Here is a 14,048-nt window from a genome sequence, read left to right as displayed (position 1 = left end):
CGTTCGAAAATCCGTTGCATAAATTCCAGCACTCGCGAAGAAAGAGGAAATGATCACCTCGTCTGTCACGAATTGGAACTGTCCTCCGCGATAATGCCACCTCCACCAAATGAGAGCGCCATCATCGCGGCGATATCGTGCCCACACACCCCCTTTCCCATCGGGGCAGGTGACGACTGAGTCCTCCGTGACAAAAGCAATATTGCCGACAATAGTCCTGCTCCAAAGGAACTTCAACATCAGGGCGCCCCTCCAAGTCGGTACGCGCAGTTTCGGCGCATTCAAAGATTACTATTAATTGGGAACTGACCATGATTCCGAATCGGGTTATTGCGTTCTGTTGCTCGGAATCTTTCCCGTTCGACTCTCAAACGATTCGACAACTTCCGTAAAGTTCTCGGACCAGTTCAGGTTGACGGGCGTGTCACCATCCTGTTCGTGGTCTGCTGAAGTTGGAGTAATCAACGCCGAGTTCGCAATCGATGCTGCACTCTCGCTTTCGTCAAAAACACGCCTCGCCTGGATGACCGTTCCGAAGCAGTCGCTGCGGGTTTTGTTCTCAGGGCGCTGGTGAGTCGGTCCGAACTCCAGCAGGAAAACAAGGTACTCCGGCTTGTAGGGTGGCGGTTTCAAATGGACATTTTTTAGAGAGCTGCTTTCCTGAAGTATTCCTAATCGAAAGGCATCGAGATAGTGCTCGCGACACTGCTGCAGTGACGATGAAAGGAGTTGCTTCACGCGCGGCATGGACGGATGGCGGTCGGTCGACAAGATGACGATCGCTGCGTACGCGTTCTTGTCTGCCTGTCCCTGGCTGCCACCGTGAAGAAGATCAGTTGCGCTAAGGTAACGATTCCTGCCCAACGGCAAGAGGCCATCTTCGTATGTCATCCAAACTCTGCGAGGTTCTCGCGGTGTATCTGGCGTAAGCAGCCAGTTCACGGTGAGTCCCGTGATTCCAAGAAGCACCAGGAGAGCGAGTATCCGCACGGTTCCAAGGATCAGGAAGAGAGCAAGAATACGCATCACGCCATTCAAGTTCATCTGTGTGGTCCTAATGCATCAAACATGACGGGGTGGCCCAGATGTCCAAAGCGACCTCTGGGCCACCCCTCCGAAAATCATCACACTGATCCAGCGAAATTTGCGCGCTGGCAGCGCCATGGCAGTGCCAGCGCGATCTGTATTCCCAATACCGAATTGTTCTCCCCCCCCCCGTCATTGAAATTGAAAATCCGGTGCATCAAGAAGAAAGGTCACTAAATCAAAGTCACGGGCAATCTTCTCCTCGATCGCTTTATCTTTTGCTTGCACGAAATGAAAGTCCCCGTCAAAAAGACCAAAGCAGATTTTATCGTCCCCGCAGATTAGTAGAAACAATAGTTCGGATTTGTCTGCTAGCAGGGTTAACAATGTGCCGATCGTTGTATGTGGAAATTTAGAATTATCGAGCTCATTCTCGAACTTTAATTCGAGAGCATATATTTTTTCAGAATATCCGCCAAATCGACTAACCTGGATCTGGTCGCCACGCTTAAGGTGGGAATGCCGTAAGACACTTAGTAATAGTAATTCTGTTAATTGGGTGCCGACAGCAGAATAACGCGGAAAGGAAATCATGATAGTGATTTCATGGATACTGAAGTGGTTGAGCACCGTCGCGCGCTAGTTCTTTGCACGCCACCCTGTCTTTCTTTTGTCCATCAACTTCGTGTGTGCCGCGCCCCAAGAAATACGTCTGGGCCACCCTGCCGGCAATGTGCGGTCTAATTTGGAGGCTGTATCTCAACAATTTGAAATCCATGGGGGACATCGTCGAGAAACCGTCGTTTTACGAAGCTTGCAATAATCGCTTCTGTTTCACGGGCGAGTTCGACTTGCCTTTTCAAGAATTCACTAAAAGTGAGTCGTTCGGGGTCCGGCTCGGCATAGTTGGAAGTGCGCCAGACAAGGGCGTGAGGGTTGTTTGTTAATGGAATGTGCCAGACTCCATCGGCAAGGCAGTTGATCAAATCATAGGCTAGGAACAGGTTCGGAGAGTTTCCGAAGTTGAAATACTTGGCAAATTGCACAGCGTCATAGGCGCCAACAATTTGAGTTTCTCCTAGTAAGATTCCATTTGTTGCTTTTATGAAAGAAAGGTAAGTCGCGGGTAAGGTTGTCTCGAGTTCTTTCTTGCAAATATTCAGTTCTTCATTTGAGATAGAGTCGCTCAACTCCACGTTTCCGTATTCGCTTAGAAATAATTCAACTTCTGGAAAAGCGGAGCTGAAACGACCATGAGCACTTCTTTGGTCAGCGATGGGTGGCAGAAAACTTGTCGGCGGAGGTGGTGCCTCTGCCTCACTTACTAATTGAAGTTGATGTACATCGTTGTCGAGAGGTACGCATTCAAGACAATTGCACCATCCATCACTGAAAGAACGAAGGTTAAATAAAAGTACATTGCCCGTCTCCTCGCATAAGACAGCAATTTTTGGTGACTTGATCTCAGCGTGGAGAGTGGGATGGTGAAGGCATCCATTGCTGAATCTCCAGCGAACAATGGCCCGATTTTCTGGATGCTTTTCGCGATAGAATTGAGTGCCGCATTCCCACTGCAGTCGGAACTTTTTCAACCGAGGGTCGCTGCCGGCGAGCAAGACGCCTAACGCAAACCATTCGCTGTCGCGGAGGCAATTTCCGCGCCAGATGTCATACCGCTGACGAATACGTCCGCCGAAGTCTGTGAGTCGCCTGAATGCCTTGTGGAACATGCTTCGCTCTGCTTGGACGAACTTCTCGGGCTTGGACTGAGAGGACAGATTTTCGGAAAACTCTGATTCCGTGTGGTGGCGCGATCATGGTGCCGTTTGAGGGAGGGGGGATTGCGGTACCGTTTCATGATCGGCGGCGTCGATTTCAGTTCCGGGGTTGGTCCTTCGACTGTTTGTTCCGCAGCAGGGATTCGTGGAGACGGCCGACTTGCCACATGTAGTGGGGGCCGTAACCGGCGGTGGGTCCCCAGGTGTTGCGGGTGGCGAGGGCCAGATGCTTTCGGGCTTGTTCATCCTCTCCTTCCACGGCATGGTTCAGGCCGATGTAGAGGTGGGCATAGAAGAGACGCTTTTCCCGTTCTGTCTTGGAAATTTTTGCCGTGTTGATCTGCTCGAGAATTTCCTCCGGGGTCATCGTGCCGGCGAACAATTTGTATACGGCGGGGAACGGTTCCCGATCGTCCTTCTGGTACTTCAGCAACCCTTCTCTGGCTTTCGCCTGTCCGTGAGCGCGATGTTGTGAGAGGTACCGCCAGATCCCATTTTCTCTGTCGATCTGGTCGAACGAGTGATAACTTTCGAACTGGGCGGCGGCGTCTTCAAATTGCCCCGCGTAGAACAACGCGATCCCTCGCCGCCAGTGCGACGCTTTTTCTTTGGGTTCGAGTTCGATCATTTGATCGTAATCGGCGACTGCTTCCTTGAAACGTCCAAGGAAGAACAGCGCGTCGCCATGTTCGGAGTACCCTCGGAGGGACTGAGGGTTCCGGGCAATGGTGGCTGCCGATTCGTCCAGCAGGCTCTGAAAGTCGTTATCCAGTTCGGCCAGACGTTCCTCGGAAAGAGGATTCGTTCCGTCCCCTGCACCCGGTTCCTGTGCAAGGCTGAGGCTGGTCAGCAGAGTGATCGCGATGCAGGTCAAAATTCTGAGCATGGCAGCTTTCACAGAGTGTTCAGAAGGGGTTGATTCGGGTTGAGGCTGAGTTTTGCCGGGTATCGACGATGACTCGGAGAATGCGTGCGGCGTCTTCAGGGGAAACTGTCTTTGTCGAGAATTGTCTTCGTCGGCAATCTTTGCAAGTGGTGACGCGAGTCCGCGAAAAAATCGGGACGTTTCATATGGATTTTTGGTTTTGACAGGATTTTCAGTTCGCATTACAAACCGCTCCCGCTGCCAGACGGCCATCAGTTGGTTGTCCTTGCAGCAAGATGAAGCATGACTGCCAGCCAGGGAAGGACGGCGGAGTGAATTCAGCACCTCATGTGTTGGTGGTAGATGGGATTACGGACACAGAAGCCGTTTTAAGAGCGGTTCTGGAGCCCCGTGGCACCCATGTCGAACGAACTCGCGGTTCGTTGTTGAATCAGCGCGATGACGAAAAGTCGCCGCATGTCGTGGTGATTGATCTGGACGAAGCGACGGCGGCGGATGCTGCATCCTGCTTCGAGGAATCGCACCGGATTCTGATCGGTTCTGTCAAAACTCAGGTGGATGGACGAGACCGCTTTCTCTCGAAACCGTTTCAGTATCCGGAACTCCTGAAGACGATCGAAGATCTGCTGGCCCTGCCCCCTGCCGCTTAAAATTGTTGATCGCTCTGACGCTCAGGGGCCGCCACGGGTATTGACCACCTGTTGAAACTGCGAGACAGGCGTCTCGGGCACCAGACGTTCCTCGTGGTCCGCGGGACGATTTAACCCTCAGTCCCCTTTCACCATGAGTCCCCTGCCCCCTCCGCAGCGAACTCCTCCATTGCGGCCAGCACCTCGCTGGCAACGGGCTGTCAGGCATGGCTGTGCCCTCTCGTCGCGCACGACTCGTACGCAGGAGTTCCGTGCCGGCATACGCCGTGATCGAGATGGCGCTGGACCATACGGGTTACCGCAAGGAAGGACGTGTCAGCCAGGGACGGTCCTGATCGTCACATGCGCGGCTTAGCTGCCTGTTGAAAAGTGGGACATGCAGCTTGAGCAATGGATTTCAAGCGGACTTCGGAGCCAGCCGCCTCTTTTCCAACAGCCTGTTCGCGTCCCGGATGGCAAATCGGGGACGTGGTGGCGCTGCAGGGGCTGAGTTGGGCGGGCTGAGTTGGACGGGCTAACCCGTTCGTCGAATGGTTGAGAACTGGTTTTTTCGGATTCGTCTCACGAACTTAGTCCCTGTTTGCCGCCCTGTTCGATATGATGGGGCATGCCACTGCGAAGTGCATGGGATTCGAGGATGGTATCGAAAAAGTTGTCGATCGGGGTGCTGACGTCGTGAAGAATGCCTCGTTGCTCGTGGTTCAGGGCGTCGAACAAGGCGCTCGCTTCGAGTTGGGAGACCGCCCGCTGGCGATGGGGCGCGATGCGCGCAATGACATTCGCATTCTCGACAACGAAGTCTCCCGAAATCACTGTACGATCCAGCGCGTCAAAGACGAGTTCGTGCTGACGGATCGCAACAGTTCCAACGGAACGCTCGTCAACGGTGTGGCGATTCGTTCCCACATGCTTGTGGACGGAGACCAGATACAGCTTGGTAATACGCTGCTGCTCTTCAGCAACGCTTCTCGCGACAGTTGGAAAGACAATGCGGCGGAACGGGTGAACCTGCTGCGTCGCCACGATCCGGCCGACCGTTCCAGCATTGTCACTCACATGGGCCAGGAGATTGTCGAGACGAGTTCGCCGACTCGCGATGAGGCGGCCGACTCGCCCAACAGTCTTTCGGTTCTCTACCGTATCGCGGAGGAGGTGGCTCGCCCCTCTTCGTCGCTGGAGCAGTCGCTGCAACGGACGCTGGATCTGACGGTCTCGGCGGTGTTCGCGGATCGGGGATGCGTGCTGTTGTCCGATCCTCAGTCCGGAGAAATCCAGCCACAGGTCACCAGTCAGCGAGTGGCGGGCGTTCCCGGGGCACGCATGCCGATCTCGAGAACGATCGTCGATTACGTGTTGAAGACGTGCCAGGGGGTCCGGACGACCGACGCTCAGCACGATACGCGGTTTGACCCGACGGACAGTATTTTCCGGGCGGGGATCCGTGAAGCGATGTGTGTTCCCATGCAGGGGCGACATCAGTTGATGGGGGTGATCTACGTGGATATCACGACTCCGGCGGACTCGTTCCTGATGTCGCGGGAGAAGTCGGGTGGCTTTCGGGAAGATCAGCTGAGACTGCTCATCGCGATTGGTCGGCATACGGCACTGGCTGTGGAGAACAATCGTTATCAGCATGCTTTCGTCAAAGCCGAACGAATGGCGGCGATGGGACAGACGATTGCGACCCTCAGCCACCACATCAAGAACATCTTGCAGGGCGTGCGGGGTGGAAGCTACCTGATTGATATGGGGCTGAATGGTCACAACGAAGAGCTGGTTCGCAAGGGCTGGCACGTTGTCGAGAAGAACCAGAATCGTATCTACAACCTCGTAATGGACATGCTGACGTTCAGTAAAGAACGAAAGCCCGCGTACCAGCAGTCACAGCTCAACGACACGGTCCATGACGTGTTCGAACTGATGCAGGCGCGGGCGAATGAATTTGCCGTGGAGCTGCGGTTTGAGCCAGCGACGAACCTCCCTTTGTGCACCTTTGATCCCGAGGGGATTCATCGGGCCGTGCTCAACATCGTGACGAACGCGATCGACGCGGTGGAAGGGTCTGACCGGGCACTGGTGAAGATTGAAACGGGACTGGACCCCGTGACAGACATGTTCTGGGTGTGCGTCACCGACAATGGACCGGGGATTGTCGAAGACCAGCTCCAGCGAATTTTCAATGTCTTTGAGTCGACCAAAGGGGCGCGGGGAACCGGTCTGGGCCTGGCGGTCAGTCAGAAGATTATTCGTGAGCACGGGGGGGAAATCACCGTGAAAAGTCGGCTGGGCGAGGGGTCTCGCTTCATGCTGGCCTGGCCGCGACTGGAAGACTCGGGGTCCGCAGGATCGCGAACGACGATCTGATTCGTTTCGTAGCCGCATCCCGGAGATGCATCTGACTTCATGAGTGTGCCCATTGATTCTCTCGTTCTCTTGTCCATTCGCCCGGCGGTCGGGGATCTCCGTGTGCCGGTAACGCGGAAACTCGCCGGTAGTCAGAAGCGGACAGGATCGGTTGCTGGATTTTGGCAAACCACTTGCGGCTGGCGCCGACCCGGTAGCCGCGAGGACGCGTCAACCGGGTCTACCCGGGTGTGTGGACGTACATCTCTGCGCACTGTGAAGGTTGCTTACGAACAGTCATCGGTGACGACGCAGGCGATGTCTCGGTAGGATCGCTGCTTGAGTTCTCAAAAGAAGAGGGACTGACAAATCGGTGGATTTGTCAGTCCCTCTTGCATTCATTTCACAGTTGTTCTGAGGACGGCTCAAACAGGTTGTGATTGAGATTCGCAGCGGGTTGAGCCGTCGGCATCACAGATCATTACGCGACACCCGTCTTGCCCAGCTTGACGCCAGCTCGCTGGGGGACGGACTTTGCGGCGGCTTCGCGGTTGACCAGCCACAGCAGGACGGGGTTTGCGATGTAGACCGTACTGTAGCAACCAGTGATAACCCCGATGAGCATCGAGAAGGCGAAGCCGTGGATCCCTTCACCCCCTGCGATGTACAGCACAACCACCACCAGGAAGGTGGTGAACGCCGTCAGCAATGTTCGTGACAAGGTCTGATTCACGGCCAGGTTGATCATGTTGTAGGTGATGTTGGGGTTCTTGCCTTTGATTTCTCGAATACGGTCGAAGATCACGATCGTGTCGTTCAGCGAGTAACCGACGATGGTCAGCAAACAGGCGATCTGATTCATGTTGATCTTGAAGTCTTCGAGCATCAACAGCGGTCCGATGGGGGTCTTGCTGAGGTAAGCACCCAACGCGATCGCCCCAAGGGTGACGAGAACGTCGTGTGCCAGAGCGGAGACAGCGGCGATCCCGTAGTACACCTTCTCAAATCGGAACCACATGTAGACGATGATCATGATCAAGCTGGCGACCACGGCGTAGAACGCACTCCACTTCGTCTCGTTGGCGACGGAGGTGTCGAACGAGTTCACTTCATCCAGAAGTGGCTCAGTGCTGAGTCGTTCCTGAACCAGCTTCAGGCTGCTCTCCAGATCCTGACTGGTCACTTCTGGCGTGGCCTGAACGATCAGTTCCGAATACTTGGTGGGAATTCGGATTTTTGGATCGACAGGGGCATCGGAGGCCTTAGGAACTTCTGTCACTCCTTTGACCTGCAGCAGCGAAGAACCCGATGAGTACTTGGTGCTGGAGGTGGGGTTGTTCTCCAGAGAATCGGAAACGTAAGCGAGGAACGTTTCTGCCGAGATCCCGCCGTTCAGCTTGACCTTAGCTTCAGAGCCACCCGAGAATCGGGCAGAGTCGTCTTTCAGTTCGCCGAGCTGCGACATCGCGATGTCATCGATTCCGACCCGGACAACAGCGTGTTCGCTGTCAGCGAAGGCGGTGTTGATGGCGGCGATCACTTTCTGGCGGTCAATTTCGGAGGTCCGGATGCGATAGCGGGTTCCGGCCTTCTGGTCTTCGCCGCCGACTGTCAGTCGTTCGATGCTGACGCCGTTCGGGAACGCCTGCTCGAGTCGACTGCGAATATCATCGATGGTCTGCTTATTGACAAACTCGAGCGTGGCCATGGTTCCGCCGCTCATATCGATATCCATGTTGCCGGCACCCCGTGCGAACAGAGCAGCGAAGCCGGCCAGAATCACGGCTCCCGACAGCGCGAATGCCCAGCCCTGACTCTTGAGGAAGTCGATTTTCGTTTCACCAATGAACTGCATCATGGTGAGCTTCTTGACCCAGCGTTTGCGTTCGAGGATATCGAAGGCGAGGTGACCGAAGTACAGCACCGAGAAGAGACTCATCGAAAGACCGATGAACAGTGACACAGCGAATCCGCGAATCAGATCGGTCCCAATCAGGTACAGAATGACGGCGATGATCAGCGATGTCACATTACTGTCGACAATCGCGGCCAGCGCTTTATCGAAACCATTCTGAATTGCCATGCGGAAACTGGCCCCACGAGCGAATTCTTCTCGCATTCGCTCGTAGACGAGCACGTTGGAATCGACGGCCATACCGATTGTCAGCACGAGACCCGCAAGACCTGGCAAGGTGAAGGTGGCAGAGATGAAGGCCATTGCGCCGACGACGAGCAGCAGGTTCAGCACCAGGCTCAGTGCTGCAATCACACCGGCAGTCCGGTAGTAAATGATGACGAAGGCGAACACGATGATCGAGGAGGCGAGAATCGCGACGATCCCTTTTTCCTGAACGTCGACACCCAGCAGCGGACTGATGGTGAATTCCGAGATCGGGGTCTGCTTGAGGGGGACTTCCAACGCACCCGCGTTCAGCACTCCGACGAGCTCTTCGACTTCTTCCATTTTGAAGTTCCCCTCGATCGTTCCGCTGTCGGAGATACGAGAGTTAATTCGAGGAGCGGAGTAGACTTTACCATCCAGAAGAATCGCCAGGTGGCGATGGAACTGTTCGGTGGTGTCAGGCAGGTTGTTCTGAGTGAGGGTGCCAAACAATGCGGCCCCTCGTGCATTAAACCGGAAGTTGACGGCGGGGCCACCGCTCTGATCTGTCCCGGGGGCTGCGTGAGTCAGGTATTTACCCGTGACGGTGTATTCCGGCAGGTTGTGGATGATCAGGTACTGATAGACGTCGACGGTTTCACCGGTGACCGGGTCTGTTCGCTGGACCTGACGAACGGCCTGTCGATCGCTCTGGTCGACGGAATCTTTCGCGTTGTCGCGCCACGAGGCGATCACGCGATCGCCACTGCGAAGTTCGTTGACGGTCGGAGAAAGACGCATGGCCTTCTCGATGGTGCTCTGGTGATCTTTATCGTTGGCGACGATACCGAATTCGAGACTCCCCAGCTTGGTAATCAGCCGTTTCTTCTGTTCGACCAGATCAGGGTCGGCACCGGGGATGATGATTTCGATACGGTCGTTCCCGACTCGGCGGACGGTGACTTCTTCCGCACCCGAGGGGTTAATTCGCTTGGCGATCGCAGCCACCATCTTGTCGATGACTGCGACAGGAATGGACTGGCCTGGTTCCTTCTTCTGCTGCTGCTCGGCAGCAAGGCTGTCGATGGCGTAGACAAGGTTGGTTCCCCCTGCCAGATCGATCCCCAGCGGAATGGCTGACTTCCACGAATGTCCTTGAGACATCACGAAGATGAAGGGGGCCAGCGACGCGAAAATCGAGAACAGGACGACCGAAATCCGTGTCGACAGATCTTCCAGTCGGAGTGCCCGGGCAATGAAAGCCCCGAGTACGAACGGGAGGACGAAAACGCTCGCCATGATGAGGATCAATGCCCACTCACGGCTCAATATTCCAGACTGCATTAACAGCACTGATTGCCCGATTCCATCCATTCGTGAATTCCAGTCCCGATAAATGTGTCAATGTCTGAATCTGAGGTTGTTCTGGGCGAGTTGGGGACCAACCCCAGTGACTCGTTAAGTCTCGTGTGATGCAGTCAACTGAGGGTTTTCGGTGTCAGGACACTGCATCCCAATTCGCGTCATCATGATTTCGTGCCATCATGACGTCTTCGTTTACGCTTTGGTCGTTTCGGTTGTGGTTTCGGCTGACAGGACATCCACGATTGCACTGCGGATAAAACGGATGCGGGTGCCGTCGTCGACCTTCAGTGTGACTTCCTTGCCATCCTGACTGATATTGGCCACGCTGCCGATGATGCCACCGGTGGTTAACACCCGGTCTTCCTTCTTGAGGTTCTTCATCATCGCTTCACGCCGAGCCCTGGCCTTCCGCTGTGGGGAGTCCATCACCATGTACATCAGCATGATGAGAGCGAGTGGCGGCAGAATGACCCAGAAAAAGCTATCGTTTTTGGGGGCTTCGCCCTCGGCCAGCGTCAGAAATTGGTTGAAACTGTTCAACATTGGTCCCGTCAATTCGTAGTCTGTGCCGATCCTGTACGGACTGCCCGGTCTGATCGTGAAGCCTCCGGGCAGTGTTTTTTCATGTGAATTTGTCCGAAGTGCTCGCTTGCACGATTGATACTGCAAGAAAAACCCGACCAGACGCGGAGGGGCATCTTAAACGGATCGATTCCATCGGGCAAGTTGATCTGTACGGAACTCCGCAGAACGCCCTGCTCTGATCGCTTGCCGCAAGTCTCGAAGCAGCTTCTGGTAGTAGGCGATGTTATGCCATGAAAGCAGAATCGGACCGAGCATCTCACCCGCCACGAACAGATGGCGAATGTAGGCACGACTGAACTGTCGGCAGACAGGGCACTCACATTCCGGGTCGACGGGGGTCGGGTCTGTGCGGTGCTTCAGGTTCTTGAGTTTCAGCAGACCCTGACTGGTAAAGGCTGTTGCATTTCGCCCGTTGCGTGTCGGCATGACACAGTCGAACAGGTCGATGCCACGCAGGACTCCTTCCAGCAGATCCACCGGTCGACCGACCCCCATCAGATAGCGTGGGCGATCCGTCGGAAGCAGCGGCACGGTGAAGTCGAGGGTCTGGTACATCTGTTCGGGCTCTTCCCCGACGCTCAGTCCACCGACGGCATAGCCGGGGAAATTCAGCGGAAGCAGGCCGGCCACAGAGCGTTCGCGCAGGCTTTGGTGTGTCCCCCCCTGCACGATACCGAATAATGCCTGATCCTGGCGGACCTGAGCGTCCCGGCAGCGAGCCGCCCAGATGGTCGTCCGGTCGACGGCGGCCTGAATTTTTTCCACCGGCGCGTCGTGCGGCGGGCATTCATCCAGACACATGATGCAGTCGGCGCCCAGCTTTTCCTGGATCCCGATGCACTGCGCCGGGGAGAGTTCCAGCAGGCTGCCGTCGATATGCGATCGGAAGACCACTTTGTCTTCGTACAATTTTCGCATGGGAGCCAGGCTGAAGACCTGAAATCCTCCGCTGTCGGTCAGGATGGGCCCATCCCACTGCATGAACTGGTGGAGTCCCCCCATTTCGGCAACGACATCGGCGCCGGGTCTGAGAGCAAGATGGTAGGTGTTCGCCAGAACCATCTGCGCTTTTGCCTGACGGAGTTGGTCGGGGGTCAGACCTTTCACTGTTGCCAGCGTTCCCACGGGCATGAACGCCGGGGTTTCCACGGACCCATGCGGGGTGTCCCAGCGACCGACGCGGGCTCCCGTCACGGGATCCGTTGCCTCTAAATGATATCGAAACAGACTCACGAACGCCGCAGCTCCTGCAAAAGTGATAAACCTGAGCGGAGCATAGTGGTTCAAACGTGGCTTCAACAGTCTGCCCCGCGCTCCCGCCGAAGGAGGGTTCACGGAACTGGCCTTCACAGCACGCGACCAGCGGTCCGTAAGTCTGCATCAGGGCGTGCTTAACGACTGAGTTCAGCGGGGGGCTCGATCCCTGCGTGCGCGGCCGCCTGAACAAGCTTGTCGCGAACGTCTTGTGGAAGTTTGATTCCTTCCTGGTGAGCCTTCTGATAGAGCCCCCATTCTCGTTCGCCGGGAAGCAGGACACGTTCGATTCCCGCTGCAGTGGGGGCCGCGTGGATCTCGTCGATCAGGTGCTGAAGTCGCTGGTCGAATTGTTCGCGCGGGACCATCGCACCGATATCGATGGCGATGAATGAGGCGTTGTGTTCGGAGGGGAGCGAAGGATCGTCGAAGATCCAGCTCCCGACCTGCCAGGTCATTTTGCCCCCCGGCAGCACTGCGGACAAGATTTCGCACCAAAGCCCAAATCCGTAACCCTTATGGCCTGCCATCGGCGCCAGGGATGCGCAATCCGGGTACAGACTGCCGTCGACCGTCGGCTGGCCTTCCTGATCGATCAGCCAGGTCGAAGGAATGGTCTCGCCCCGTTGAATGGCGGCGTAAATCTTGCCCCCCGCAACGGCGGCGGTGGCCATATCCAGCACAATCGGTTCCCCGTTTCCGTGGGGAACACCGTAGGCAATCGGGTTACTGCCGAGGACAGCTCGTTTGGACCCGGGAGCGGCGACGCTGGGGATATCATTGCCGGTGACCATCGCGATGAAGCCTTGCCGAGCGGCACTCGCCGCATAATAGCCGGCGGCACCGATGTGGCCTGTGTTTCTCAGGCCGACATAGGCGACCCCCACTTTCCGTGCTTTCTCGATCGCGGTGCGCATAGCAAAGTCACTTCCAACCTGCCCCAGCGCCGATTCACCATCGATGAGAGCCCAGCCGAGTCCTTCCCGCTCGATACGCGGCGTGGCCCCCGCCCGGTATCCTCCCCCTTTCAGCTTATTGAGATAGCCGGCCAGCAGTTTGGTTCCGTGGGTGAAGACGCCCATGGCATCCGTCGTCACAAGTGCCGTGGCGGTTGTTTTCGCATCCGTTTGAGAGACGCCCACCCTCGTCAGGGCCGCCAGGCAGAACTGGGTCAGTGCATCAATGGAAATGGAAGGCGAATTGGTTGTGGGGCTCATCAGGCAATCTGCTTTCGGTAAAAGTCCGCAGTCCGGCGAACACCCTCTTCGATCGAAGTCGGTTGCCAGTCCGGGAAGAGCGAGGAAATGTAGTTCGGTTTCGGCGGGATGTTTGCGGGAATGGCAGCGCCACTCACACTGATTTGATTTCCCGAACCGGGGATGACGCGATCGATGATGGCGGCGAACTCTTCGGTTGTCGCCATGGGGCCCGGCAGGTCCACGATCGTCGAACCGGGTGATGTTTCCAGGGCGCTTCGCACAAAGGCGAGTGCCACATCTTCGACGTAGTCGTATCCCACGCGTCCCCGGTAATTGATCGACCAGGGCTCTCCGCGAACGGCCGCTCGAACGGCCTGTGAAGGAGCCGCAGTCAGTCCGACTGTTCGTTCCGGGCCGAAGACGACATGCGGGCGAATCCCGACGGACGCGATCTGGAAATGCCGCCAATACTGTTCAGCGATCAGATCGACGGCCATCTTGAAGGCACCGTAGAACGAGGGGGGACGGTTGTCAGCGGCTTTCATCCCCTGAATCGCGTCATCGGCTTCGGGACCGTAGACCGCGTAGGAACTGGCGTACGAGATTCCGCGGACCTGTCCCGGGTTCAGGCGTGCGAGTTCAAACAGGGATACACTGCCGAGGATGTTGACTTCGCAACCTTCATACGGATTCTGCTGACATTGAGGGGTCAGCAGCGCCGCCAGGTGAATGATGTGCGTCACCTTGTGTTCCTGGACCAGACCCGAGAGAAGCTCGCGATCGCACAGGGTCCCCGCGACGAACGGGATCCGTTGAGCATCGCTCCCGAGGATCCTCTGCCAGCGGTCGTCGTCCCTTCGC

General features: G+C 56.3%; 11 protein-coding genes. 2 read left to right on the top strand and 9 right to left on the bottom strand.

Annotation, left to right across the window (positions count from 1 at the left end):
- Positions 1 to 327: 327 nt before the first annotated feature.
- The 4 genes from VGE80_RS03430 to VGE80_RS03415 all read right to left on the bottom strand — a co-directional run bounded on the left by VGE80_RS03430 (position 328) and on the right by VGE80_RS03415 (position 3,690).
- Entirely contained in the window at positions 328 to 1,044 is a 717-nt protein-coding gene (locus tag VGE80_RS03430; protein ID WP_373653013.1) for a hypothetical protein, read from the bottom strand.
- 174 nt (positions 1,045 to 1,218) lie between these two features.
- Positions 1,219 to 1,620 carry a hypothetical protein gene (locus VGE80_RS03425; protein ID WP_440591687.1) on the bottom strand — a complete coding sequence of 134 codons (402 nt, stop codon included), beginning with the start codon at positions 1,618 to 1,620 and terminating at the stop codon, positions 1,219 to 1,221.
- A 146-nt stretch (positions 1,621 to 1,766) separates the two neighbouring features.
- Positions 1,767 to 2,756: a hypothetical protein gene (locus VGE80_RS03420; protein WP_440591686.1), complete on the bottom strand. Its 990-nt coding sequence runs from the start codon at positions 2,754 to 2,756 to the stop codon at positions 1,767 to 1,769.
- 145 nt (positions 2,757 to 2,901) lie between these two features.
- Positions 2,902 to 3,690: a tetratricopeptide repeat protein gene (locus VGE80_RS03415; RefSeq protein WP_440591685.1), complete on the bottom strand. Its 789-nt coding sequence runs from the start codon at positions 3,688 to 3,690 to the stop codon at positions 2,902 to 2,904.
- Positions 3,691 to 4,001: 311 nt separating this feature from the next.
- On the opposite strand from VGE80_RS03415, the gene VGE80_RS03410 reads away from it, so the two are divergent.
- Together VGE80_RS03410 and VGE80_RS03405 are read left to right on the top strand one after the other, a co-directional pair.
- Entirely contained in the window at positions 4,002 to 4,340 is a 339-nt protein-coding gene (locus VGE80_RS03410) for a hypothetical protein (RefSeq protein ID WP_373653010.1), read from the top strand.
- A 624-nt stretch (positions 4,341 to 4,964) separates the two neighbouring features.
- Positions 4,965 to 6,704, top strand: coding sequence for an ATP-binding protein (locus VGE80_RS03405; RefSeq protein ID WP_440591684.1), 1,740 nt, complete (start codon positions 4,965 to 4,967; stop codon positions 6,702 to 6,704).
- A gap of 460 nt (positions 6,705 to 7,164) precedes the next feature.
- Here the strand turns inward: VGE80_RS03405 and secD are convergent, their stop codons facing one another.
- The 5 genes from secD to VGE80_RS03380 form a co-directional block, all read right to left on the bottom strand.
- Positions 7,165 to 10,083: a protein translocase subunit SecD gene (gene secD / locus VGE80_RS03400; protein WP_440591683.1), complete on the bottom strand. Its 2,919-nt coding sequence runs from the start codon at positions 10,081 to 10,083 to the stop codon at positions 7,165 to 7,167.
- Between the two features lie 258 nt (positions 10,084 to 10,341).
- The gene (gene yajC / locus VGE80_RS03395) at positions 10,342 to 10,692 is read right to left on the bottom strand and encodes a preprotein translocase subunit YajC (RefSeq protein ID WP_397569238.1); all 351 of its coding nucleotides are present in this window, start codon (positions 10,690 to 10,692) and stop codon (positions 10,342 to 10,344) included.
- Positions 10,693 to 10,848: 156 nt separating this feature from the next.
- Positions 10,849 to 11,967, bottom strand: a complete 1,119-nt coding sequence (gene tgt, locus VGE80_RS03390) for a tRNA guanosine(34) transglycosylase Tgt (RefSeq protein ID WP_373653006.1) — start codon at positions 11,965 to 11,967, stop codon at positions 10,849 to 10,851.
- 158 nt (positions 11,968 to 12,125) lie between these two features.
- Positions 12,126 to 13,205 carry an Ldh family oxidoreductase gene (locus VGE80_RS03385; protein ID WP_373653005.1) on the bottom strand — a complete coding sequence of 360 codons (1,080 nt, stop codon included), beginning with the start codon at positions 13,203 to 13,205 and terminating at the stop codon, positions 12,126 to 12,128.
- On the bottom strand, positions 13,205 to 14,048 hold an 844-nt coding region (locus tag VGE80_RS03380), incomplete at its 5' end, for an NAD-dependent epimerase/dehydratase family protein (protein WP_440591682.1). The genes VGE80_RS03385 and VGE80_RS03380, both read right to left, overlap by 1 nt.

This window comes from Schlesneria sp. (assembly GCF_036405755.1).
Taxonomy (GTDB): domain Bacteria; phylum Planctomycetota; class Planctomycetia; order Planctomycetales; family Planctomycetaceae; genus Schlesneria; species Schlesneria sphaerica.
Note: the sequence above shows the minus strand (reverse complement) of the source record. Positions and strands in the feature narration are given on the sequence as shown.